This is a genomic window from Armatimonadota bacterium, from assembly GCA_013359125.1.
In the GTDB taxonomy this organism is placed as follows: Bacteria; Armatimonadota; Fimbriimonadia; order Fimbriimonadales; family GBS-DC; genus JABWCR01.
In genome coordinates, this window is the sequence record JABWCR010000005.1 from 52,849 (window position 1) to 76,122 (window position 23,274).

General features: G+C 58.6%; 22 protein-coding genes. 14 read left to right on the top strand and 8 right to left on the bottom strand.

Annotated features, from left to right (window positions below; translation table 11 throughout):
* The first annotated feature begins 40 nt into the window (after positions 1-40).
* From motA to dcm, 3 genes are read left to right on the top strand one after another with little or no spacing between them, the layout of a single operon-like run.
* On the top strand, positions 41-925 hold the full coding sequence (gene motA / locus HUU60_03990) for a flagellar motor stator protein MotA (GenBank protein ID NUL81870.1): 885 nt from the start codon (positions 41-43) through the stop codon (positions 923-925).
* A 3-nt stretch (positions 926-928) separates the two neighbouring features.
* A complete protein-coding gene (locus tag HUU60_03995; protein ID NUL81871.1) occupies positions 929-1,780 on the top strand; it encodes an OmpA family protein in 852 nt (283 codons plus the stop codon).
* A gap of 12 nt (positions 1,781-1,792) precedes the next feature.
* Positions 1,793-2,704, top strand: a complete 912-nt coding sequence (gene dcm / locus HUU60_04000) for a DNA (cytosine-5-)-methyltransferase (GenBank protein NUL81872.1) — start codon at positions 1,793-1,795, stop codon at positions 2,702-2,704.
* 327 nt (positions 2,705-3,031) lie between these two features.
* Here dcm and HUU60_04005 read toward each other — a convergent pair whose 3' ends face one another.
* Genes HUU60_04005 through ligA form a run of 3 tightly spaced genes read right to left on the bottom strand, consistent with a single transcriptional unit; the run spans position 3,032 to position 6,251 of the window.
* Entirely contained in the window at positions 3,032-3,751 is a 720-nt protein-coding gene (locus HUU60_04005; protein ID NUL81873.1) for a hypothetical protein, read from the bottom strand.
* 14 nt (positions 3,752-3,765) lie between these two features.
* The gene (locus HUU60_04010; GenBank protein ID NUL81874.1) at positions 3,766-4,239 is read right to left on the bottom strand and encodes a hypothetical protein; all 474 of its coding nucleotides are present in this window, start codon (positions 4,237-4,239) and stop codon (positions 3,766-3,768) included.
* A gap of 8 nt (positions 4,240-4,247) precedes the next feature.
* On the bottom strand, positions 4,248-6,251 hold the full coding sequence (ligA, locus tag HUU60_04015) for an NAD-dependent DNA ligase LigA (GenBank protein NUL81875.1): 2,004 nt from the start codon (positions 6,249-6,251) through the stop codon (positions 4,248-4,250).
* Positions 6,252-6,330: 79 nt separating this feature from the next.
* Here ligA and HUU60_04020 point away from each other — a divergent pair, with 79 nt between their 5' ends.
* From HUU60_04020 to HUU60_04040, 5 genes are all read left to right on the top strand, one after another.
* Positions 6,331-7,068, top strand: coding sequence for a nucleotidyl transferase AbiEii/AbiGii toxin family protein (locus tag HUU60_04020; GenBank protein NUL81876.1), 738 nt, complete (start codon positions 6,331-6,333; stop codon positions 7,066-7,068).
* Complete coding sequence (locus tag HUU60_04025) at positions 7,061-7,408, top strand: hypothetical protein (protein ID NUL81877.1); 348 nt, start codon at positions 7,061-7,063, stop codon at positions 7,406-7,408. Before HUU60_04020 ends, HUU60_04025 begins: the two co-directional genes overlap by 8 nt.
* A gap of 90 nt (positions 7,409-7,498) precedes the next feature.
* Complete coding sequence (locus tag HUU60_04030; protein ID NUL81878.1) at positions 7,499-9,208, top strand: SBBP repeat-containing protein; 1,710 nt, start codon at positions 7,499-7,501, stop codon at positions 9,206-9,208.
* Positions 9,209-9,267: 59 nt separating this feature from the next.
* Positions 9,268-10,821: a hypothetical protein gene (locus HUU60_04035; GenBank protein ID NUL81879.1), complete on the top strand. Its 1,554-nt coding sequence runs from the start codon at positions 9,268-9,270 to the stop codon at positions 10,819-10,821.
* 82 nt (positions 10,822-10,903) lie between these two features.
* Positions 10,904-11,842 carry a hypothetical protein gene (locus tag HUU60_04040; protein NUL81880.1) on the top strand — a complete coding sequence of 313 codons (939 nt, stop codon included), beginning with the start codon at positions 10,904-10,906 and terminating at the stop codon, positions 11,840-11,842.
* Here HUU60_04040 and sucD read toward each other — a convergent pair.
* Entirely contained in the window at positions 11,828-12,706 is an 879-nt protein-coding gene (sucD, locus tag HUU60_04045) for a succinate--CoA ligase subunit alpha (GenBank protein NUL81881.1), read from the bottom strand. The genes HUU60_04040 and sucD overlap by 15 nt on opposite strands.
* Before the next feature lie 66 nt (positions 12,707-12,772).
* On the opposite strand from sucD, the gene HUU60_04050 reads away from it, so the two are divergent.
* On the top strand, positions 12,773-14,113 hold the full coding sequence (locus HUU60_04050) for an MATE family efflux transporter (protein NUL81882.1): 1,341 nt from the start codon (positions 12,773-12,775) through the stop codon (positions 14,111-14,113).
* Here the strand turns inward: HUU60_04050 and HUU60_04055 are convergent.
* The 3 genes from HUU60_04055 to HUU60_04065 are packed head-to-tail and all read right to left on the bottom strand — an operon-like array spanning position 14,103 to position 16,133.
* Positions 14,103-14,648 carry a hypothetical protein gene (locus HUU60_04055; GenBank protein NUL81883.1) on the bottom strand — a complete coding sequence of 182 codons (546 nt, stop codon included), beginning with the start codon at positions 14,646-14,648 and terminating at the stop codon, positions 14,103-14,105. The genes HUU60_04050 and HUU60_04055 overlap by 11 nt on opposite strands.
* Complete coding sequence (locus tag HUU60_04060; protein ID NUL81884.1) at positions 14,638-15,075, bottom strand: hypothetical protein; 438 nt, start codon at positions 15,073-15,075, stop codon at positions 14,638-14,640. The genes HUU60_04055 and HUU60_04060 overlap by 11 nt, the downstream gene beginning before the upstream one ends.
* Positions 15,072-16,133 carry a M42 family metallopeptidase gene (locus HUU60_04065; GenBank protein ID NUL81885.1) on the bottom strand — a complete coding sequence of 354 codons (1,062 nt, stop codon included), beginning with the start codon at positions 16,131-16,133 and terminating at the stop codon, positions 15,072-15,074. The genes HUU60_04060 and HUU60_04065 overlap by 4 nt, the downstream gene beginning before the upstream one ends.
* A 69-nt stretch (positions 16,134-16,202) precedes the next feature.
* Between HUU60_04065 and HUU60_04070 the strand changes: the two genes are divergently transcribed.
* Together HUU60_04070 and HUU60_04075 are read left to right on the top strand one after the other, a co-directional pair.
* Positions 16,203-17,024 carry a GTP cyclohydrolase I FolE2 gene (locus tag HUU60_04070; protein ID NUL81886.1) on the top strand — a complete coding sequence of 274 codons (822 nt, stop codon included), beginning with the start codon at positions 16,203-16,205 and terminating at the stop codon, positions 17,022-17,024.
* 14 nt (positions 17,025-17,038) lie between these two features.
* Positions 17,039-18,547, top strand: a complete 1,509-nt coding sequence (locus HUU60_04075; GenBank protein ID NUL81887.1) for a carboxypeptidase M32 — start codon at positions 17,039-17,041, stop codon at positions 18,545-18,547.
* Here the strand turns inward: HUU60_04075 and rsmA are convergent.
* Positions 18,535-19,404, bottom strand: a complete 870-nt coding sequence (gene rsmA / locus HUU60_04080) for a 16S rRNA (adenine(1518)-N(6)/adenine(1519)-N(6))-dimethyltransferase RsmA (protein NUL81888.1) — start codon at positions 19,402-19,404, stop codon at positions 18,535-18,537. The genes HUU60_04075 and rsmA overlap by 13 nt on opposite strands.
* Positions 19,405-19,431: 27 nt before the next feature.
* Here rsmA and argB point away from each other — a divergent pair, with 27 nt between their 5' ends.
* From argB to priA, 3 genes are read left to right on the top strand one after another with little or no spacing between them, the layout of a single operon-like run.
* On the top strand, positions 19,432-20,286 hold the full coding sequence (gene argB, locus HUU60_04085; GenBank protein NUL81889.1) for an acetylglutamate kinase: 855 nt from the start codon (positions 19,432-19,434) through the stop codon (positions 20,284-20,286).
* Between the two features lie 48 nt (positions 20,287-20,334).
* On the top strand, positions 20,335-20,904 hold the full coding sequence (locus HUU60_04090) for an NYN domain-containing protein (GenBank protein NUL81890.1): 570 nt from the start codon (positions 20,335-20,337) through the stop codon (positions 20,902-20,904).
* Between the two features lie 9 nt (positions 20,905-20,913).
* Positions 20,914-23,262 carry a primosomal protein N' gene (gene priA / locus HUU60_04095; protein NUL81891.1) on the top strand — a complete coding sequence of 783 codons (2,349 nt, stop codon included), beginning with the start codon at positions 20,914-20,916 and terminating at the stop codon, positions 23,260-23,262.
* Positions 23,263-23,274: the final 12 nt, after the last annotated feature.

Consider the following 23,274-nt stretch of genomic DNA (forward strand, 5'->3'; position numbering starts at 1 on the left):
AAGATTTACCTGGACGCAGTTTGCCAGGAGGGCGCGGTCTATGTTCGTTATCATTGGTACGGTCGTGATGTTTGGCGCCATTCTTGGCGGCTACATCATGCACGGCGGTCAGATCGGCGCGCTGATTCAGATCTCGGAAATCATCATTCTGAACGGCGCGGCGCTCGGCGCCATGCTCATTGGCAGCGGCATGTCGGGCCTTATGACCGTCTTCAAAGCGGTGCTCGGCACGCTTAAACCCAGTCCCTACACCAAGCCTGCCTTTCTCGATTCGCTCAAGATGCTCTATGCGCTCTTCACTTTGGCGCGAAAGGAGGGGCTGTTGGCGCTGGAACAGCATGTCGAACGACCGGAAGAAAGCGCCATCTTTAGCCAGAACCCGACCTTCTTGGCCAACCACCATGCCACTCACTTCTTTTGCGATACGATGAAGGTCGTTTTGACCGGCTCCGTGGGCGCGTACGAGCTGAGCGACCTGACCGAGACCGACTTGGAATCTCACCACCACGAGGCGATGAAACCGGTCGATATTCTCTCCAAGGTCGGCGATGCGATGCCTGCGTTCGGAATCGTTGCGGCGGTTCTGGGCGTCGTTATCACCATGGGCGCCATCGATGGATCGCCGGCCGAGATCGGGCACAAGGTCGCCGCCGCGCTAGTCGGCACGCTGTTGGGAATCTTGATGGCCTACGGCGTGTTTCAGCCGCTGGCGCAAGCGGTCGAGGCGATCGTAAAGGCCGAGGAGCAGTATCTGCAGTGCATTCGCCATGCCCTCATTTCATTCGCTCGGGGCGATGCGCCTATGACGTGCGTCGAGTTTGCCCGGCGCTCGATCGAACCGACTTACCGGCCCACCTTCGAAGAGTTGGAAGAGGCGGCGAAGGGCGCCGTCTCGGCCGCGGCCAACCAGGCGCAGGCGGCATAAGGCATGGCTGACGAAATCCGCGTAATAAAGAAGAAAAAAGGCGGGCACGGACACCACGGCGGCGCATGGAAGGTGGCCTATGCCGACTTTGTAACGGCTATGATGGCCTTCTTCTTGGTCATGTGGCTGATCGGGCTGGATTCGGAAACGCGGCGAGCCATAGCGGGCTACTTTCGAGACCCAAGCGGCATCTTGGAAGTCCAGCCCCAGGGCAAAAGCCCCATTGAATTGGAGGGCTTTAAGCCGCCGACCACGGCAAAGGACAACGAGTCGCGCGAAAGCCCGCAAGGCAAGAAGCCAAAGACCAAGGAAGAGCAGCAAAAGAGCTTCGCTCAGATCAAGCAATCGCTGGAAAAGGCCTTTGCAGCCATGCGCGATCTGGCCGCTCTGAAAGATCATCTGACGGTCAAGATCGTGGACGAAGGCTTGCGGATCGAACTAGTCGAAGGCGCGGAGCCGCTCTTTTTCGAGCTAGGAAGCGCGCGCATGAAGCCTGCCGCGGTCAAGGCGTTCGGATTGATCGGCGCAGAGGTTTCGAAGCTGGACAATCCGATCGTGGTCGAAGGCCATACCGACAGCCGTCCCTATGCTCACGGACGAAGCTACACCAACTGGGAATTGTCGTCGGACCGTGCGAATGCCGCCCGCCGGGCTTTAGAAGACTCCGGCGTGCCGACCGACCAAGTATCGAGCGTTCGAGGCTATGCAGATGCACGCTTGAGAGTACCGAGCGATCCATACCACTTCTCAAACCGGCGCGTCAGTCTGCTGCTGCCCTATCTGTCGGACAAGAAGATATTGAGCGTTGAAGGCGGCGCGGTCGAAAGCGCGAACGAACCGCACGACAAGCGGTAGAATCGGAGCGCGATGCGTTTCGTAGACCTCTTTTGCGGCATTGGGGGCTTTCATCTGGCGGCGGTCGAGGCGTGTCGCTCCCTTGGGATTTCCAGCGAATGCGCGTTCGCCTGCGACATAGACCCAGACTGCAGGCGCGTTTACCGAGTGAACTTTGGCTTTGAACCCGTAGGCGACGTTACAACCATCGCTTCCTCGGAGATTCCTGATCACGATCTGTTGCTGGCCGGTTTTCCCTGCCAACCCTTTAGCATCGCGGGCGCGATGAAGGGATTCGAGGACACTCGCGGCACGCTCTTCTTTGAGATCGCGCGAATCTTGGACGCCAAACGACCGGCTGCCTTTGTGCTGGAGAACGTTAAAGCCCTGGCAGGCCACCGTAAAGGCGAGACTTTGCGAACGATCCTGGAAACGCTTCGAGGTTTGGGTTATCGGGCCGAATGGCGGGTAGTGAACGCGCTAGACTTTGGCCTCCCGCAAAAGCGAGAGCGAGTCTTCATTGTCGGGTTCAAGGACTCTCGCGCGAACTTTGAGTGGCCAACGGGCGGCGCACGAATGAGGCCCTTGTCAGCCCTATTGGAGCGTTCGGTGGCGGACAAGTTCTTCGCGTCGGAGGATATTCGACGCAAAAGAGCCATCGCGCATCGTCCGGGAGCAGAGCCGACCATCTGGCACGAGAACAAGAGCGGCCATGTGAGCAAGCACCCGTTCTCTTGCGCTTTGCGCGCGGGGGCGTCGCACAACTATCTTTTGGTGGACGGCGTGCGGCGGCTGACAGAGCGGGAGATGCTGAGATTGCAGGGCTTTCCGGAGGACTTTCAAATTGTCTGCACTTATAGCCAGACGCGGCGCCAAGCGGGGAATGCGGTGCCCGTACCGGTCGCTTCGGCGGTGATTCGGTCGGCGCTTAAGACGATTTTTTAGGGTCGAATCGTACTCAAAATTGTGCTACATTTTCTCAAAAGGCCGTTCGTTGGGGGAACGCCCTTCGGAACGCCACCCTTCCGGGTGGCCCTTCTTTGCGTCTTTTGCGAGAACCGATCCTTTCCACGTAAGTTGCGCAAAGCGGGCCCGGCGATAGCGGCGTTCCGATCATCGGCTCGCGGGGACGCTCGCCCGCCCGTTAATTTGGTCTGACGAAAGGGATTTTTTCAAAATGTAGCACAATTTTGAGTACGAATCGAACCCTGTGCAATCCTAAAAGGGGCCAGGCGGAAGCCTGGCGTTCCGAACGCCGTTACGGGAGGCCGACTACGCTTCAATCCGCCTCAGCCAGAGTTTGCCGTCCTCTACGATCGCGTCCGCCTCGCCCAAGCGCAGAAGCTCCAAGACCGCCATGAAAAACAGCACCACGTCCAGTCGTGTGAATGGCGGCTCTAAGACCGACTCGAACTCGACCGGCTCTTCCGATCGGTTCAGCACGGCCAGCAGTTCGATCATTCGCATCTTGATCGAGTAGCGCGGTCGTTCGGGGATGGCGAGCGGCTCCCTCGACGCGCGCTCCAAAAGTCGCCTTAAAGATTTGGCCAGTTCGTCGGCGGGCAACGCGCCGAAAGGCGGCGGCAGTTCGTAATCGTCATAGGCCGGATCGGCTCGGCGGAAGAAGACCAGCGACCGCGCGGCCTCCAGCGTCTTCAAGAGCCGACCCAACTCGCGATATTCGTCGGGCAGCGGTTCCGGCGGCTCTGGCTCTTCTTCCGGCTCGGGGGGAGGCGCCAACAGTCGTTCGGCTTTTCGTTCGACCAAATAGGCCAGCGCGGCCGCCGTATCCGCGCCTTCGTCCAAGTCTTGAACTTGGCGGAAGTAATCGATCAGCTCGGCGGCAAGGGGCGCAAGGGGCACGTCGATCAGGTCTAATTTGCGCCGTTGCACTAAGTACAGTAGCCAGCCTAGCGAGCCTTCTCCCTGCTCCAGATGAACGGGCATGTGGGGAGGCGCTTGCTCGGCCGTGCCCAGGTGGAACTTGCGCATTGAGCGGATTGTACCTAAATCGACTGTCGCAGCCGATCCACGTTGACCCCGGAGACCACGGCTTTCCAAAGGCAGACATCGCGCGAGCCTTGCTCGTCCACAGCGCCGAACACTGGATAGTTGGCGTCCTCCGTCCGCATCAGCGCGGCATCGAAGATGATCGGAGCGCCGGAGACCTCTACAACGTGGGAGGGCCAAGAGGCCGAGGGCAGCGAAACGTCGCGAATTGCAGCATAGGGCAGGAACTCTCTGGGTTGGTTGGCGCCCTCGAGGATCAAGCCGAAATCGAGAAACCGCGCCTCCCAATAGGGCGAATCGGGCGACGGACCAAGGCCATACACGAACCACAGCCTCTGGCCGTCCGGCGCATAGAGGCGCACATCGGGCGCGGCATAAAAGGCGGCGTATCGTCGGCACGACGGCTCGCACCAGCGGTAGAACTTCTGGCGCAAATGGCACAGTACCGATCGCCACGGGTGATGCCGCATACCCTTTATTATAAGCCGATCATGGCGAAGAACTCCTGCTCGGTCAGCACGGGCACGCCCAATTCTTGGGCTTTGAGAAGCTTGCTGCCCGCGCCCGGCCCGGCCACCAGATGGGTCGTGTTCTTGCTGACGCTGCCAGTCGTCTTGGCACCGTATCGTCTGGCCAGTTCCTCGGCCTCTTCTCTGTCCATGCGCTCCAACGTGCCTGTGAAGACGAAGGTCAAGCCTTCTAACTGGTTGCCTGCCGGTTCGGGCTTGCTTGAAATTCCCACAACACCATGCCGCATAAGCCTTTGGACGAACTCCTGGTTGCGATAGTCGGCAAAGTAGGCGGTGATCTCGCGCGCGGTCTCGGGGCCAACGCCGTCGATGGCGATCAACTCTTCTTCGCGCGCTTGCATCAGGCGATCCAAGGATCCGAAGGCCTGCGCCAATAGCCGCCCGCCCTGTTCGCCCACCATGGGGATGCCCAGCGCCATGATCAGCCTTTCCAACGGCGCGGTTTTCGACTCTTCTATGTTCGTTAGCAGGCGGTCGGCCAGTTTGTCGCCCATGCGATCCAAGGAGATTATTTGATCGCGCTTCTCGCTCAGCGCATACAGGTCGGCGGCGTCTCGGATCAGGCCTTCTTCGAACAGGCGTTTGATCCACTTGGCGCCAAAGCCCTCGATATTCATCGCGTTGCGGCCGACAAAGTGATGGATGCGCTCCACGGCTTGGGCCGGGCAGTCGCGATTGGGGCATTTGACCACCGCGTATTGCGGATCGCGCTGAACCGGCGTATCGCATACCGGGCAGTTGGGCGGGGTTCTGACGGGCTGTTCTTGTCCGGTGCGGGCGGAGAGGACGACCTCGACGACTTCTGGAATCACCTCGCCCGCGCGCTGGACGACCACCGTATCGCCGACTCGGATGTCCTTGCGGCGGATCTCGTCCTCGTTGTGCAGGGTCGCCCTAGAGACGACGACGCCGCGCACCTCGACCGGTTCCATCTCGGCCACAGGCGTCAAGGCGCCGGTTCGTCCCACTTGCCAGGTTACCTCTCGAATGCGCGTTGTAACTTGCTCGCTGGGATATTTGAAGGCTACCGCCCAACGAGGAGCGCGGTTGGTAAAGCCCAACTCGCGTTGTAGCCCACGGTTGTTGACTTTGATCACGACGCCGTCGGTCTCGTAATCCAGCTCGTGCCGCCGATCCTGCCAGGCGCGGCAATAGTCCAAAGCGCCCGAGATGTCGGTTACTATTTGGCTGTGCGGATTGACCGGGAAGCCCAGAGCCCGCGCATGCTCCAACATCGCCATGTGCGTGGCAAACTGGTCGCCTCCCGCGATCCCATAGGTCCAGAATCGCAACTGTCGCCGTGCAGTAATCCGGCTGTCCAGCTGGCGCAAGGAGCCTGCCGCACAGTTGCGCGGATTGGCGAAAGGCGGCTCGCCCGCCTCCTCTCGCTCTCGGTTGATGCGCCTGAACTCCGAACGGCTTAGATAGACCTCGCCCCGCACCTCCAGCATCGCGGCCTCATTGATGTGGAGCGGAATCTGTCGAATGGTCTTGATGTTGGGCGTTACGTCCTCGCCCTGCTCGCCGTCGCCCCTTGTCGCGCCGACCGCCAATGCGCCCTCTTGATAGGTGAGCGATATGGCCAGGCCGTCGATCTTCAGCTCGCACAGGTATTCGATCGGCTGCTCGGTCGGCATCGACAAGAAGCGGCGAACGCGCTGATCGAAGGCGACAAGCTCCTCCTCTCCAAAGGCGTTGTCCAGGCTGAGCATGGCCTCCCGATGCCGATGGGTGGCAAAAGCCTTTAGCGGCGGCGCGCCGATGCGCTGGGTGGGCGAATTGGGAGAGGCGAGATCGGGATGCTCGGCTTCGAGCTCGGCCAGTTCGCGAAACATCCGGTCGTACTCGGCGTCGGGGATTTCGGGCCGGTCGAGCACATGATATAGATAATTGTGCCGTTCGATCTCTTTGGAGAGTTCTTCGATGCGAATCTTGGCCGCCTCTCGATCCATCGGTGGATATTCAGGTTCGTGGGCGGGGCGGGGAATCCTGTCGTACCAATTGCGGTACCATTCAAGCTGGCTGGCAACTATGAAGAACTCTTCCGACAACGATAAAAGGCCGGACCCAACGCGACCTGCTAGCCTGCCACCGATCGCCGAGGCCATTTTGCAGGAACTCGCGCGCTTGATTGCTTCCGACAACATCGTTATCGGCGGCGGCATCGCGCTCAAACACTACGTCGATCATCGGCCAACACAGGACATCGACGCATGGTGGAAGTCCGCACGAGAGGAAAACGACTTGAACCTTGTTCGCGAAGCGATGAAGCGAACGGCAAAAGCGCACAACTTGTCGTTGCGCGAGAAGCGGTTCGGCGCTACCGATTCCATCGAACTCGTCGACGACAAGAGCCGCAAGGTCTTCAGCTTTCAGATCGCCGTTCGAGACAAGGCTCTCGACGAGCCTATAGACAGCGCCTGGCCCCCGCTTAAGATCGAGACTCTGAGAGACAACATTGGGTCTAAAATGAACGCCCTGGTGCAACGAGGCGCGCCAAGAGACTTTGTGGACATCTACGAATTGGTCGCCTCCGGACTAACGACCGCAACCGAGTGCTGGGAGTTGTGGGCCATGAAGAACGATGAAGCGAACATCGAAAGCGCTAAAGCTCTTGTCGCCGCGCACCTGCGTCGGTTGGAGGGCCGAAGGCCCCTCGATTCGATTCTTAACGACGCAGAACGATCCAAGGCAGGATTAGTAAGACGATGGTTCAGCGATGCGTTCTTGCGCATCGATCCGAACAGTTCGGGATGCCAGAATGCTTGACCAGTATATCGACGGATCGCTCTATCCAGACGTCGAGGATCCGTCCCAGGTTCCAACCCGTTTGGAAACGGACGAGGAGAAGGCAGACTATTTGGAGCGGGTCTGCGGGGCGTTCGATTTCGACATTCTGCCGGACAAGGAGACCTTTGAGATGCTAAGAGGCTGGAAAGACATCTTCGATCGGTTTCCGCTGCCTCACTCTCCGGCCTATCACGCCTTCAGGCTTATTTTTGGCTGGGATCCGGTCGAACAAACTCCGAACCCCTCTATTCGATTGACCTGGGAGATCCTCGACCGGCTGGAAGAGAGAGACTTCGACCCGTGTTTTTATCAGATGTAACTTTGCCTGGAACTTTTGCCCGACATTTGCCGTCTCATAGATCGGCGGATGCGGTTCCCTCACATCTCGTATAATACAGGAAGTCTCGCCATGAGCCAGTATGCTTGCGGTTCGGTCGTCTATCGATGCTCACGGGGGGGTAGAATCGTCCTCACCGCCTCGACCTTCGCAGTCTCCTTAGTCTTCGCTTGGACACAGTCCTGCAATCCGCCGACAGCTTCCGCGCGATTTGCATGGGACAAGACCGATGCGACGGCTTACAACGATCTTGCGGCCAAAGCAGCCGTGGACAGCCAACGGAACGTCTACATCGTTGGAACCGACGTAAAGGACGGCGAATCGGACATCGTCGTGACTAAGTACGACAAGGCCGGCACCCAGCAGTGGAGGGCGGCGTTCAACGGCAACTCCTCCAACCCCGGCGTGGACAAGGGGTACGGCATCGCGGTAGACGGTCTGGGCGCGGTCTATGTGTGCGGCGCGGCTACGCGCTCCAGCGGCATCGGCCTAGACTACGTCGTTGTCAAGTATCCGTACAACTATCAATCTGGAAACCCAGCATGGGTTCGATACTTCGACGGCGGACACGGAGACGACGAAGCGCGCGCGATCGCGCTGGACAGTCAGCAAAATGTGTATGTTACAGGCCGATCGCTGGCCTCTAACGACAAGTTTGATGTGATTACGCTCCGATTAAACGGAAACGATGGGGAATTCAGCAATACCTGGGCAGAGCTGAACGAGAATAATCCCGTAGGCACGCGCCGGTACAACAACAACGCCAGCGGCCACGACGAGGGACTCTCCATCACGGTAGACGCAGATGGAGATCCCATACTTACAGGCAGAGCTCAAATCTCCGTATCGCCAAGCAACTATGATGTACTGACCGTAAAGTATGTTGGAGATGGCGGATCAGTAGACTTTGCCGAGGTCTTCGATGCCAGTTCCAGCACGACTGATTCAGCCGGAGTATCGGTAACGACGGACCCCTCTAAGAACGTCTACGTGGCGGGCCGCTTTGCCGGCCAAAACTCGACCGGCGCCCTCATCAAGTATCTGCCCGACGGCACGCTCTGTTGGTACGACGACCCCTATATCGGTAAGTCCGAGTTGGAGCAAGTCGTCTACGACTCGAACGGATTTGTCGTTGCTGCAGGCTACTGTGTGCCTCAAGGCGAGGATAAGGAGGCCTACTTTGTCGCAAAGTACCATCGGAATTTTCGTGCAACGGGCGTTGACCCGGAGAACGAGCGCTCCATTGCCGATCCGCCGCAGCTGATCGCTCTTCCCATCTGGGAAAATGCATACGATGGCGGAGGCGATGGCGATGCAAAGGATTTTGCGCGCAGCCTTGCGGTCGATTCACACGGCTACATCTTTGTAACAGGCGAATCGGACGGCAATGAAGGGGAGGAGGATTTTTGGACCCTCAGTCTGCGCCCTAACGATGGCGCTATTTGCTGGCAAGCGCGCTACAAGGGCAACCTGACAGGCGACGACATTGAGAAGGGCGTTTGGATGGCCATGGACAGCGGCGGCAACCTCGCCATCGTCGGCACGGCCACCGGCGCCGAAACGGGCACAGACATTGCCGTGATCCGGTATTGCAGGCTTCCCGGCGACGTCAACTCCGACGGCGTTGTCGACGATACCGATCTGGCGATCGTGCTGGAATGCTTCGGCAACAGCGCCGATGCCTGTTCGACGCTCGATCTTGACCGTTCCGGAACAGTCGACGACCCGGATCTTGCCATTGTGCTGGAGAATTTTGGCAAGTATTGCGGTACAGACTGGTAGCGATCGACAAGTCCGGCGGGCGACACTGAGTCCGCCGGACATCTTGAGGAGTTACGAAAATGTCATTGCCCATTGTTCGAATGTGTCTCATCGCAGTAATGATCGGCTCTACTTTCAGTCTGGCGTTCTGCCAGAGAGCCACGATGGACTGGTGGCGACGATTTGACGGCCCCTTTCACGGTAGCGACATTCTGACAGACATGAAACTGCATCCGTCGGGCATCGTTTTGACTGGCCGATGGTCTGGCAATCCTGCTGGTTCCGATACGGGCACAATACTCTATCGGCCCAACGGTCAGATCGCCTGGATCGCTCACAAACCGCCGCTGAACTGTTGCCTCAATCATGCTATCGCGCTCGATGTGGACGACGCGGGCCGAGTCCTGGTCGCCGGGTATCAGGACAACGCAGACCGCGTCAGCGACCTGTTCATCGTGTCCTACGATGCCGAAGGCCGAGAGGAATGGCGGACCGTTTATGATTCGCCCTACGGCTTTCACGAGGTCGTCCACGACCTTGCGCTCGATTCTTCGGGCGCCGTCTATGTGGCGGGCGAAGCCTACTACGACATCGAGGGTCGCCGCGCCTGGCTGGTGGCCAAGTTCGACCGGCAGGGGCGGTTGCTTTGGGAGCAGATCCGTCTGCCGTCGCCGCCAGTTACTATTAGCTCGAACGCAATGCAGCTAGCTGTGGATAAGGTTCGGGACAGAGTCTACGTCTCCGGCTCTTTCACCAACGGATTTGACGACGAGTTTGTCGCACAAGGGCGCACGCTCTCCGTCGTCCGCATCGACCCGAGCAACGGTAGCATTATCTGGGAGAACCGCGATGCTGGGCCGACCGGTCGGGGCGGAAGCCCTTTCAGAATTGCAGTTGCGAAGGACGGCTCGCTTTATGGCTGGACGAGCATTTTCGTAATCTACAACAACGGATGGCAAAGAACTGGCGGTCTTGCCACACGCTGGACCGCCGAAGGAGATACCGTTTTCTACCGTCTTGACCAATCCGAAGATCCTCGACGACATTCAATAGGCTACCCAAACGCGACTCTATCAGAACAAGGTTCGTTAGTATTAGGAGGATTTCACAGAAACGATACGCTGGTTTCAAAAATTGATCAATCTGGCGTTTTTAGTTGGAGAAACATATACTACTTCAGCACGTCGGACAATTACTGTCAAAGCGTCGCTACCGACATCGCCGGCAACGCCTTCATTGCAATCAACGTCCACTCCGACGAAGAGATCGACGCCGGCGCCGCTCGACTTTATCCGGACGGACGTCTGGCCTGGTACCGCGTCTACCGCGGCGCCGCCCGCAACGTCGACAATGCGAATCAAGTCGTCATCGACGGCAAAGGCGGCGTCTACATCGGCGGCTCCACAGTGCACCAGTGGTCTAGCATCAGCGATTGGCTACTCATCCGATACTGTGATCCCATCGCAGACGCGGACGGCAACGGCCTAGTCGATATGCGCGACTTGGAGATCGTGCTCGAGACTTTCGGCACTGCGGACGCGCGGGCAGACCTGAACCAAGACGGCATCGTGGACGACCTCGACCTCTCATGGGCGCTCGCCTTCTTCGGATCGCATTGCGTTCCTGAAAACTGACGGATCGGCGCCAATCCGGGACTTTAGTCCCTTGTCTTTTGGGGCGCGACGACCGTAGATTATATTGAGGAACCCCGCCCCATTGAGCAAGACAACCAACGCCCGCGAACGATGCAACCTGGTCGCCGTGCAGATGGCCTGGCAACTAGAGGATTACGCCTCGCCGGAAGCCTTTTGCGCCCGCATCGACGCGCTGGGCGAACAGATCGCCAGAAGCGCGGCCCAAAAAGCGATCGTGGTCTTCCCCGAAGACGTCGGCCTTGGCCTTGCGTTCACCCAACACTTTGATCTGGTCAAATCAGCCTCCAGCGCGATGGAAGCAGGCTCGCGCATGATCGAAGCCGAGCAGGAGAGGATCCAGCCGCTACTGTTGCAGGGCGATCCGCCCGTGCGGGCGATGCTGCGACTGCTTTCGCCGTTCATCCGGCAACACTACGAAGCGGCTTTCTCTCGTTTAGCCGCTCGGCATGGTTGGTGGGTTGTCGCCGGCAGCGCGCCCATCAATCTCTTCGGTTCGGTCTACAATGCCTCCTTTGTATATGATTCCAGCGGCGAACTTGTACAGATTCAATGCAAAACGCGCCTGGTGGACGAGGAGAGGGAGATCGGTCTACAACTGTCCGAAGCGCCGCTGGACAGCCTTGGCGCTGTCGATACGCCTTATGGCGTTTTGGGCACGATGATCTGCTACGACGCCTTTCACGAGGAAGTCAGTCGCCTCATCACCGATAAGCTTCACGCCACGATCTTGGCTCAGCCTTCGTGCAACCTGCCGCCATGGACGCCGCAGGAAGCCGCTGGATGGCGATTGGGGTTGGCCAAAGTCGTCGAGAACGCTCGCGGCGCAGTCGGGATCAACCCGATGATGGTCGGGAAACTGTTCGATCTAACGCCTCAAGGGCGCAGCACAATCTTGGCGCACAGCGATTTTGCCGGGCAAGACAACGTTCTGGCAGCCGCCAATAGCCACGATCAGGAAGAGATCGTCGTCTACGAGTACGATCCGTCAGAGTTTCGATAAAGCCTGCCGCACCAGATCGGGGATCTCGGACGGCGTATCGGCCACGGGCGCTCCCGCATCTTTGAGCGCGGAGACCTTTGAATCGGCGCCGCCCTTTCCGCCCGTAATGATCGCGCCCGCGTGTCCCATGCGCTTGCCAGGGGGCGCAGTGCGGCCCGAGATAAACCCAACGACCGGCTTCTTCATCTCGCGCTTGATGTAATCCGCCGCGATCTCTTCGTCGGCTCCGCCGATCTCGCCCACCATCACCACGACTTTGGTCTCTGGATCGGCTTCAAAAAGCGGCAGCACGTCGATGAAGGTCGTGCCGATGATCGGGTCGCCGCCGATGCCGACGCAAGTGGTCTGGCCGATGCCCGCTTGGGTGAGTCCGTGAACGATTTCGTAAGTGAGCGTGCCGCTGCGGGAGACCAATCCGACGCTACCCGGCGAAAACAGCATGGCGGGCATGATGCCGACTTTGCACTGCCCCGCCGTGGTCAAACCGGGACAGTTAGGGCCGATCAGCCGGGCTTTGGTGTGCCGCTTGATATAGTTGACCGTGCGGATCATGTCCTGTACGGGGATGCCCTCGGTGATGCAGACGATCAGCTCGCATCCGGCTGCACCGGCTTCCAAAACGGCGTCGGCGGCGAAAGGCGCGGGCACAAAGATGCAGGAGACGTTCGCGCCGGTCTTATCGACAGCCTCGGCGACTGAGTCGAACACGGGCACGCCCAGAGTCTCAGCGCCGCCTTTTCCGGGCGTTACCCCTGCGACGACTTGGGTGCCGTATTCCAGCATCTGTTGGGTATGAAACTCGCCCTCGCGACCCGTGATTCCTTGTACGACGACGCGAGACGAAGCATTGACTAAGATGGCCATCCGTGAGCTCCCTGCCGATTCATGAGGCGGCTCATTATACCTTCCGAGTATAATCTGACCCTTCCTATGACCGTCGCGCCCGAGCCCTCGATCTCCAGCCGGATTTGGCAGATCGCATGGCCCGCGATGGTGATGTCCGCGCTCCAGACGGTCAACGTCTTTATCGACCGCAAGTTCATCGGCATGTTGGGCACCGATCAATTAGCGGCTGCTTCGCCCGGCAGCCAGATGATCTTTTTGATGGTAACCGTGGCGATGTCGATTTCGATGGGCACGACGGCGATCGTCGCTCGCATGGTCGGCGCTCGGCAGTGGGATCAGGTGATCAAGTCCTCGCGCCAATCGATCGGGTTGGCCTGCCTCTTGGCGATAGGCGGCACCGCGCTAGCCTATGTCGCTTTGCCGCTGTTGGTCGGATGGTACCAGTTAGAGCCAGCGCCCGAAAAGTATGCGCGGGAGTTCTTGGCCGCATCTCTCTTTGGCGCCCCGGCTATCTTCCTGGGCAATATAGTCGGCGGCGTGTTTAGAGGCTTAGGCAAGACGAAGCCGACGATGTACGCGATGATCGTGATGAACGTCGTGCACGTGCTGTTTGCTTGGTTGCTGATCTTTGGTCATCTTGGCTTTCCACGCTTGGGCATGTTCGGCGCGGGACTGGCGTTTGCGATCTCGGTTTGGGCGATGGCTGTGCTGCAGTGGTGGTTCCTGCGCCAATCGGAGCTTCCCGAATGCGGCGACCCCGAGATGCCGGAAAAGGAGTGGACGCTGCGCACTCTTCGTATCGGCATTCCCGCATCCATGCGGAGTCTGATCTATGTGGGCGGCAGCGCGATTTTTGCGCGTTTGTTAGCAGGCACGCCGGAAGGCACGGCCGCTATGGCGGCGCTACCGATTGGCATGACCTCGGAATCGATCGCCTTTATGCCGGGGTTTGCCTTTGCGATCTCTGCGTCGGCTTTGGTGGGTCAATATTTAGGCGCAAAGGACGAAACCCGCGCCGAGAGGAGCGGCTGGATCGCGTCCGCGCAGGCATGCGCGGTCATGACGACGATGGCTGTCGTCTTCTACGTCTTTGCCGACCAGTTTGCGGGCTACTTTACTTCTGATCCCGAGGTCAAGCGATTGGCTGCCAATTACCTGCGCATCAACGCGATCACGGAGCCGCTTTTGGCCTTTGGCATGACCTTAGCGGGCGCATTGCAGGGCGCCGGATACACGATACAGACGGCGCTGAGCGCGGCGTTCACCCAGTTGGTTCTGCGGGCTCCGGTTACTCTGTTGCTAGCCTACTCCCTCGGCATGGGAGCGAACGGCGCATGGTGGGCGATGGCGCTCTCGTCCGGCTGTTCCGGCCTGGTGATGATCGCCATCTTCCGCCACGGCGGTTGGAAAAAGGCTAAGGTTTGACATCGACAGCGCCCTTGACCTTGCCTCGACTTTGCTCGAAGGGCTGATCTTGCACGACCCGCGTGTATCGCCTTCCATCTTTCTTGAAGATGAGAATGTGCGTTTGGCTGAATCCTTCCACGCCGAATCCGATGTTGATATCGAGCGACATACCAGGCTCGGATCGAATTACAACGGTTTCGTCTGGATCGGTCGGCTTGGGTTGAACATAGACCATCTTGATGGGCTTGCCCGGCTCAATTTCGATCGGCTTTAGTTCTTCAGGCTTCAGGTATTTGGGCGCCAGATCGGCCAGCTGCTTAGGAAACTCGCCGTTGTGTTCGCTTCGATAGGACGAGATAGCGTCCGTTACCGACACAAAGTAAGTATGGACCGGTTGGAACTTCTCAGCTTCCTCGCCGATCTTGCCCATTTTCTCGGCCAACGGCTTCAAGAACACTGCCGCCAGCACCACGCCCAAAATCGCGACGCCCAGACAGCCTAAACCGCCCACTAGCCAACAGGACGTTTTTCCAGCCAGTCGTCTATTTGCCATCCTTTCCCCCTCGGCGGACTTTGCCGTCAGCGTCCATGCTTACAGAGACTTTGCGATTGCCGACTGCGTGCCGCTCGCACTGCAACAAAATTGTACCTGGCTGATACTCGTAACTGAACCTTGCGCCGCTCTCATCGAGCGGACATTTTTTGATCGCTTTCTCTTGGAGAAAATCGGGCACGAGGTCGTCCAATGCCTTTGGATAGTCGTCGTGCCGCACTCGATACCGCTGTATAGCCTCGAAGATTGGTTTCATACCCTCTTCGGCGCACTGTGAGATCAGCGCGCGCTGTTGCCGGACTGATTGAAACTCCTGTGTGCGCGAGAGGCGGTAGGCAAAGATGCCCACGGTCGTCATCACGCCGATAGTCAGCGCGACCAAAGCGGTCAGCGCCCATCGCCACGGCATCGGCACGGCCTTGTTCATCTTGGGATGAAGTCCGTTTCCTCGGTAACCGTCCTACAAAACGCGGCGATCAGTTGGGCCGATTGCTCCACATCGGACAGTTGAAGCACCTCGCACGGCGTATGCATATAGCGCAGAGCGACAGAGACCAATCCGGTGGCCACGCCCGCCCGGGCGGCATGGATCGCGTCGGCATCGGTACCCGTCCCGCCGCCCGCGACTTCGATCTGAAACGGGATGTTCTCCTTCTGAGCGGCGTCGATCAGCATCTTGAACACTTGGTGATTGATTTTGGAGCCGCGGCAGATAACAGGGCCTCCGCCCAGCTTCATGTCGCCGACGCGCTTTTTGCTGATGTCGGGGTAGTCGGCCGCTTGGGTAACGTCGGTCGCTACGGCCACCTGGGGGTCGATGCCAAACGCGCCGGTCGCCGCGCCGAACAGTCCGATTTCTTCTTGCACGGTCGCCACGGCATAGACGGCAGCCCTCGGCCGATTCTCGGACAAGAGGCGCGCTGCCTCGGCAACGATGAACGCGCCCATTTTGTTGTCAAAGCTCTTGGCGGCCGCTCGTCCATTGTGCAGGGCTTCGTACTGATCGGCATAGGTGATCGGGTCGCCCAGGCTGACCAACTTTTCGGCTTCGTCCTTGTCCTTTGCGCCGACATCGACCCAAAGATCGTGCAGTTTGGGCGCTTTTCCCCGGTCGTCAGGGTCGATCAGATGGATCGGTTTGCGGCCGATAACGCCTGGGATCAGGCCCTGATGAGTGCGAATCGTAACGCGCTGACCGGCCGGGATCACGGGGTCGTGGCCACCGATCGGGCCAAAAAAGATCAACCCTTCTTCCGAGATATATCGAACGATAAAGCCGATCTCGTCCACATGGCCGGAGAGCATGATTCGGGGCGAGCCGCCAGGATTGACAACGGCGGCGACGTTGCCGATCACGTCGCGCATGACATCGTCGGAAAAGGGCGAAACGTAATCGACAAAGAGGGACGAAGCGGGCGCCTCGTAGCCCGAAGGCGAAGAGGCATTGACGAGGCGGATCAAAAAGTCGAGCGATTCTGAACGCATGAATGCAACTCCTTAGAGATGAATGCGACCGAAGGGCCGCCCTTGCGGGGTCTGGGGTATCTTACATCGGTGAGCGTAATGAAGGACATTTCTAGACAAGACCCAGCGGGATTGCCCGATGTGGCCATGGACGAGGACGCTAGGGGCATTGCCCTGCAAGCAGTCGGCATCCGAGGCCTACGGTTTCCCGCTCGTTTATTGAATAATACCGGAAACGAGCAATCGGTAGTGATGACTGCCGATCTGTCCATTGGGCTTCATGCCGATCGGCGTGGAGCGCACATGAGTCGACTGGTCGAGGACCTTTACGACTGGGGGGCGATGCCGCGTCGTCCAGCGGACGCATTGGGCCTGCTCCAAACCGCGGCGGATCGGCAGGAGTGCGACGAAGCGCAGGCGATTTTGCGGTTCGACTGGTTTCTGGCTCAGCCGGCGCCTGTAACCGGCGCATTCGCAGTGCTCGACATCGAGGTCGAATGGCACGGCCAGTTGTCGATCGACGGCGCGGCCTATACGACTGTGCTGACTCTGCCAGCCATGACGCTGTGCCCTTGCAGCAAGGCAATCTCGGACTTTGGAGCGCACAATCAAAGGGCTTATTTGCGTTTGGAGTTGGAAAGCCGATCTGGCGAACCGCTCTTGCCGGACGATTACCTGCCTTTGGTCAACGCAGCCTCCTCCATGCCGGTTTTCCCTGTTCTGAAGCGGCCGGACGAACGCGCCGTAACAGAGGGTTCCTACGAGAATCCTCGTTTTGTCGAGGATGTTGTGCGGGAGTTGGCGCTGGCTTTGCGCGAGCGACCGGAATTGGCCTACTTTAAGATCGATTGCGAATCGGTGGAGTCGATTCACAACCACAACGCCTTTGCAACCTACGAAGAATCTCGATAGGTATACTTGCCCCCATGACGGCACGAGAGGCGTATGATCAACTAAGAACCCACCATCGCGAGGCTGTGCTGTTCGGCTCGATGGGCGCATTGATGGGCTGGGACCAGCGGGTGATGATGCCCAAGAACGGCAGCAAGTTTCGCGCCGAACAGATGGCGACGCTGGCCGGGTTCCTGCACGATAAAGAGACCGACCCCCGTTTGGGCGATTGGCTGGCGCGATGCGAAGGCAGCGAACTGACGACCGACCCGACATCGGTCGAAGCGGTCAATATCCGATGGTGGCGCAGAGAGTTCGACCAAGCCACCAAGATTCCCAAGTCGCTAGCGGTCGAAATGGCGCGCGTTACTTCGTTGGCCGAAGACGAGTGGGCCGAATCGCGAGCGCAGTCCGACTTTAAGCGGTTTGAGCCGTGGCTGTCGCAGATCGTCGACCTGACCAAACAGGCTGCCGAGTGTCTGGGTTACGAGGACGAGCCTTACGACGCGCTGTTAGACCGGTTTGAGCCGGGGATGACGGCGAAGGAGATTGAACGGCTCTTCCAGCCGTTGCGCGAGTACACGCCCAAACTTGTTCAGCGCATCCAGGACGCCCCTAAGAAGCCCAACACATCAATCCTTAACAGACACTTCCCTGTTCAGGATCAAGTGCAATTTTCGAGAGAGGCGGCCGCGGCGCTCGGGTTCGATTTCGATTCGGGTCGGCTCGATCCGACGGTGCATCCCTTTGCTTGCCGCGTAACACCGGGCGACACGCGAATCACAACTCGATATTATGAGGATCAGTTTAATCCCAGTTTCTTTGGCACCATTCACGAGACGGGGCACGCGCTCTACGAGATGGGGCTGCTTGAGGATCACTTTGGCGAGCCGATGGGCGAATCGGTTTCTCTGGGCATTCACGAAAGTCAATCGAGAATGTGGGAGAACGTGGTGGCTCGAAGCCGGCCGTTTTGGGAGAAGTTTTTCCCAATCGCTCAACAGAGGTTTTCCGCTCTGTCCGATGTCTCTCTCGACGACTTTGTGTTCGCCGTCAACGCCGTCAAGCCGAGCGCTATTCGAGTCGAGGCGGACGAGGTTACCTATAATCTCCACATCATGCTTCGTTTTGAGTTGGAAGTTGCCTTGATCCGCGGCGACATCGCGGCAAGAGACATGGCCGAAGCCTGGAAGGACAAGTTCGAAACCTACATGGGCTTCAGGCCGCCGAACGACAAGGAAGGCGCGCTGCAAGACGTGCACTGGTCGGGCGGCATGATCGGCTACTTCCCCACCTATTCGCTGGGCAATCTCTATGGAGCGATGTTCTACAACCAGGCATTAGAAGACCTGGGCGATCTCGATTCGATGTATCGCAGGGGCGAGTTTTCTCCGTTGCTGGATTGGCTTCGCAAAAAGATACACAACCAGGGCTGTCGATACGACGCCAAAAAGTTGGTCGAGCATGTTACAGGCAAGCCGCTCTCGCCCCAGCCCTTGATCGATTATATGGAAGCGAAGTTTTCGGCGCTTTACGGACTGTAAGGCGGTCGGCTTAATTGCCGGCCGCTGAGGGCCTTGGCCAAGCGTTTGTATTCGGCCAAGGTGAGCGTTTCGCCGCGCCTTGCCGGGTCAATGTCTTGCGATCTCAAAAAAGCCGCGGCCCTATCGGGATCGCCGATCAAGCCCGCTAGATTGTTGCGCAGATTCTTGCGCCGCATTGAGAAAGCCGCCTTGATCAGTTTGAACATGCGCCGTTCGACGCTAGGCGACAGATCCGACTCTTTAGGCGTCAGTTTGACGATGGCCGAATCGACTTCGGGCACAGGATAGAACGCGCGATTAGCCACCCGCCCACAGTATTTAACGTCCGCGTGGTACTGGACAAAGAGGCTTAGAGAGCCGTACTCGGGCGTATCGGCATCCGCGCTCAACCGTTGCGCGACTTCCTTCTGGATCATCAAAAGAATTGTCGAGAAGCGATCTTTATGGTTCAGAATCTTGGTTATCAGCGGCGAGGTGATGACATAGGGCACGTTCGAGATCAGTTTGCCGACCGGCTCGTCTTGCAACAAATCGTCGATCGAGAGGTCCAGGACGCTCGCGCTGATCAATCGGACGTTCGGCTTTCTCTCAAATCTCAGCTGTAGCGAGGCCATCAACCGCGTATCGACCTCGACCGCAGTCAGGGTACGGCACTGCTCGGCCAGTTCGATCGTCAACGCGCCAAAGCCAGGTCCGATCTCGACTGCTGCATCGTCCGGGTTTAATTCCAAAAGATCGATCATTCGCTTCCGAATGCTCTTGTCGACCAGAAAGTTTTGCCCTCGCCTCTTGGACGGGATTAGCCCAAACTCCTGGATCAGTTGCTTGACGGCAGAGGTGGAAACGGGATCGATCATGGCGGATTCGGGTAGATTCGTAGTCGCATGAGCATACCCGACCCGCAGATTCAGGCCGAAATTCTGGCGCAAGCCTTGCCCTATATACAGCGCTGGCACGGTCGCGCAATCGTGATCAAATATGGCGGCGCCGCCATGACCGACGACGACCTTTGCGGCAAGGTGATGCAAGACATCGTGCTGATGCAGTTTGTGGGCATCCGGCCGATCGTCGTGCACGGCGGCGGGCCAGAGATCAACGAAGCCATGAAAAAATTGGGCAAGGAGCCCGTCTTTCACAACGGCCTCCGCGTTACCGATGCCGAGACGATGGAGATCGTCGAGATGGTGCTATCGGGCAAGACGAACAAGCGATTGGTGGGCGAAATCGGGCGATTAGGCGGAAAAGCAGTCGGTCTGAGCGGAAAGGACGGCCTTACGATCCTCGCACGGCAGCTATCGCCCGAATTGGGATTGGTGGGAGAAATTTTGCGCGTCGATGCAGGACTTTTGGAAGTCTTGACGAATTCGGGGTATATTCCTGTTATAAGCACGATCGCAGCAGGAGAATCGGGCGAGACGTATAATCTAAATGCAGACCACGCGGCAGGCAGCGTGGCGGCCGCGATTGGAGCGGCCAAACTGATCGTGCTGACCGATGTGCCCGGAGTACTTGCGGATTCCGACGATCCGAGCAGTTTGATAACAGAATTTAGCCGCGACGAAGCGGCGCGAGTGGTTGCGGAAGGCCATGCCAAGGGTGGCATGATTCCCAAAATAGAAGCCTGTCTAACGGCTTTGGACGGAGGAGTAGAGCGCGCGCATATCATTGACGGACGCGCCCCCCGTTCGCTGTTGATCGAGTGCTTCACGGATCACGGGATCGGCACAATGGTTCGATAGCCCCGCAACGCACGAGCGCCGCGCATTGCGCCCGCTCAGGAGGCGATAATGGATCGCGTTGCGATATTTGTGGACGGAGCCAACATGTACTATGCCCAAAAACGTTTGGGCTGGTTTATTGACTTCCGAAAGCTGCTGACTTACTTTCGAGCGCACTTGGGTATGAAGGTCGCCGAAGCCTCTTACTATACGGCGGTGGACCCGGCCAACAGAACCCGGGACATAACCTTTCACGACTACCTGCTCCATTCGGGCTATGTGCTGCGCACACGACCGATGAAAGGCGGCGGCGAGTACATCGACGAACCGCCGTGGGAACGGGTATCTTTGGCGGTAGACATGAGCATCGATATGCTATTGGCCATGCCCCATTACGACGTGTGCGCCATTTTGAGCGGAGACGGCAACTTTGAGCGAGTAGTCGAGACCCTGCGAGCCAAGGGGAAACGAGCCTCGATCATTGCCCACCCGGAGATGACCTCGCGCGAACTGCGAAACGTGATCGGGCTGAACTTTTCCGATCTGCGAGATTTGGAGACTTACATCTCGCGCACGGATAGAACGCCCGAAGAAAGAGGAGCGGCGGCAGAGGCGGCGGCGACGAAACAGGGGGCCTAAAGCGGACGAATGCGCATCGTCGTCGCCTTTGATTCGGGCGTCCCCGAGAGCGCAAACCTACTGACCTATGCCGTACCGGAACGCCTCCAATCCGAGGCGAAAATCGGCGCCGTCGCGCATGTGCCGTTGCGCTCCGGCTCATCGCTGGGCGTGATCGTCGACGCGATCGCCGAACCGCCCGCAACGACCGACCGTCCAGCGTTCGACCTCTTTCCGTTCGTCTCGGCCGAACTGGTCGAACTGGCGCGCAATCTTCAACAAGAGACCTTCTGTTCCTTCCGAACCGCGCTCTACACCGTGGTCCCGCCCATCTCTATGGCCAAACTTGTCGAGTATATTAAAATCAAGGAAAATGCCGTTATTAAAGGTAAAAATCAGCAAAAACTAGCTGAAGCGATCGGGCCCTCCTGGCGAGCCGTTTCGATGGAGGAGATCAAGAAACTCTTGCCAGCCGGCATCTATCGACCCGCCATTCGATCGCTGGCCGACAACGGATCGCTGATCAGAAAGTCAAGACTGGAAGTTTCCGAAGTTAAGTACAGGCGCTTCGTCATAGAATTGATCGGAACGCCAGATGAGATCCAAACGTTGCTCTCGCGGCCTTTGACCGGCGCGCCGACCGGTCGCATTATCGCGCGACTCGCGGTAAGCCCCAGCGAAAGCATGGCGCGGGCCGAACTGTTGGAAGAGGCCGATGCGGGAAATGGCACGTTGATAAGGCTCGAAAAGGCCGGCATCGTCCGATCCAGGTGGGAGGGCGACGATATCGAGCCAAAGGAAGCTCCGATCCGGCTCAACGCTCTCCAGAAAGCTGTCGTAACGGATCTTTCAAGACAGATCGCATCGGGACAGCACGCGGAGCGACTGATCTACGGCATAACGGGCAGCGGCAAGACCGAGGTCTACTTGCGCGCGATTGCCGAGGCGCAGAAGCTAGGACGAAACGCTATTGTCCTGACTCCCGAAATCGGCCTGAGCGCCCGACTGTTCGAGGCTGTGCGAGAGAGGTTTGGTCCCCGAGTTGCGACCATCCATAGCCAATTGGCCCGCCAAGAGCGACTGCGCCAATGGAACAAGTGCCGAACGGGCGAAGTTTCCATCGCGGTCGGCCCGCGCTCGGCCGTGTTTGCGCCGTTTGAAACGATCGGCCTCATCGTAGTGGACGAGGAGCACGACTCAGGCTACAAACAGCGCAACAGTCCAACCTATAGCGCGATCCAAGTGGCGCGGGCCCGTGCGAGAAGGCACGGCGCAACGCTTGTCTTGGGCAGCGCGACGCCCTCCATCGAATCGTTCTTTAAGCATAAGGAGGCCCTGCTGAGATTGGACGAACGGGCCGCGGGGGGCGAACTGCCCAGCGGAGAAATCGTCGATATGCGCGGACAGGGCAGCCTCATAAGCCGCGAACTGTTGGCTGCGCTAAAAGATACGATAGGCAAAGGCGAGCAGGCGCTTTTGGTGCTGAATCGGCGCGGTTACGGTCGCGCTTTGGCCTGCCAAGATTGCGGACATGCGCTTAAATGCGATTATTGCGCCTCGACTTTGGTCTATCACCGATCGCCCGAGCAGATGAAGTGCCACATCTGCGGTCGCAAGAGCGAAAGACCAAAGCAGTGCCCTTCGTGCGGCGGCCCAAATCTTAAGACCCACGGCGCAGGATCGCAGAAACTGTTGGAAAAGGTCTCGGAGCTGCTGCCCAATGCGTCGGTTGCTCGGCTAGACGGCGATATCGGCCCTGTAGAGTATTTGGAGACCGTTCGAAAGTTCCTTATGCAAAAAACGGACGTATTGGTCGGCACTCAAGTTATATCGAAAGGCTTGGACGCGGCCAACGTCGGACTGGTCGGCGTGGTCAGCGCCGATTCTTCGCTCAATATGCCGGACTTTCGATCTTCGGAGCGCACGTTTCAACTGTTGATGCAAGCGGCCGGTCGCGCAGGACGACGAAAAGGCGGCTCAAGGGCGATCTTCCAGGCGCTGGCGCCCGACCATCCGGCCGTCGTTTGTGCCGCCCAACACGACTACGACGCATTTTATGCGCAGGAGATCGAGAATCGGCGCGAGCTCAACTATCCTCCGTTTTCGCGCTTGGTTCGAGTTGTAGCACAATCGCCCGAGGAAGCCTTAGCGTCGCGCGCTTGCCGATCGGCGGCCAAGAATCTGTCAGAGAACCTTGATGTGCTCGGCCCCGCGCCGGCGCCCATCGAGCGCGCAGACGGCCTCTACCGCTATCATGCGCTGGTGCGATTGCAACCCGACGCCCAGCCTTGGGAGGCGCTTTCGCCTATCCTCGACGCGCTGCCCGACGAGGCGCGAAAACTGATTACGGTCGATGTCGATCCCACCGACCTGATGTAGGGGCTGGGTAGA

Coding starts and splice junctions, on each gene's coding strand:
- motA (NUL81870.1), top strand. CDS start 41: ATGTTCGTTATCATTGGTACGGTCGTGATGTTTGGCGCCATTCTTGGC.
- HUU60_03995 (NUL81871.1), top strand. CDS start 929: ATGGCTGACGAAATCCGCGTAATAAAGAAGAAAAAAGGCGGGCACGGA.
- dcm (NUL81872.1), top strand. CDS start 1,793: ATGCGTTTCGTAGACCTCTTTTGCGGCATTGGGGGCTTTCATCTGGCG.
- HUU60_04005 (NUL81873.1), bottom strand. CDS start 3,751: ATGCGCAAGTTCCACCTGGGCACGGCCGAGCAAGCGCCTCCCCACATG.
- HUU60_04010 (NUL81874.1), bottom strand. CDS start 4,239: ATGCGGCATCACCCGTGGCGATCGGTACTGTGCCATTTGCGCCAGAAG.
- ligA (NUL81875.1), bottom strand. CDS start 6,251: ATGGATCGAGAGGCGGCCAAGATTCGCATCGAAGAACTCTCCAAAGAG.
- HUU60_04020 (NUL81876.1), top strand. CDS start 6,331: ATGAAGAACTCTTCCGACAACGATAAAAGGCCGGACCCAACGCGACCT.
- HUU60_04025 (NUL81877.1), top strand. CDS start 7,061: ATGCTTGACCAGTATATCGACGGATCGCTCTATCCAGACGTCGAGGAT.
- HUU60_04030 (NUL81878.1), top strand. CDS start 7,499: ATGAGCCAGTATGCTTGCGGTTCGGTCGTCTATCGATGCTCACGGGGG.
- HUU60_04035 (NUL81879.1), top strand. CDS start 9,268: ATGTCATTGCCCATTGTTCGAATGTGTCTCATCGCAGTAATGATCGGC.
- sucD (NUL81881.1), bottom strand. CDS start 12,706: ATGGCCATCTTAGTCAATGCTTCGTCTCGCGTCGTCGTACAAGGAATC.
- HUU60_04050 (NUL81882.1), top strand. CDS start 12,773: ATGACCGTCGCGCCCGAGCCCTCGATCTCCAGCCGGATTTGGCAGATC.
- HUU60_04055 (NUL81883.1), bottom strand. CDS start 14,648: ATGGCAAATAGACGACTGGCTGGAAAAACGTCCTGTTGGCTAGTGGGC.
- HUU60_04060 (NUL81884.1), bottom strand. CDS start 15,075: ATGAACAAGGCCGTGCCGATGCCGTGGCGATGGGCGCTGACCGCTTTG.
- HUU60_04065 (NUL81885.1), bottom strand. CDS start 16,133: ATGCGTTCAGAATCGCTCGACTTTTTGATCCGCCTCGTCAATGCCTCT.
- HUU60_04075 (NUL81887.1), top strand. CDS start 17,039: ATGACGGCACGAGAGGCGTATGATCAACTAAGAACCCACCATCGCGAG.
- rsmA (NUL81888.1), bottom strand. CDS start 19,404: ATGATCGATCCCGTTTCCACCTCTGCCGTCAAGCAACTGATCCAGGAG.
- argB (NUL81889.1), top strand. CDS start 19,432: ATGAGCATACCCGACCCGCAGATTCAGGCCGAAATTCTGGCGCAAGCC.
- HUU60_04090 (NUL81890.1), top strand. CDS start 20,335: ATGGATCGCGTTGCGATATTTGTGGACGGAGCCAACATGTACTATGCC.
- priA (NUL81891.1), top strand. CDS start 20,914: ATGCGCATCGTCGTCGCCTTTGATTCGGGCGTCCCCGAGAGCGCAAAC.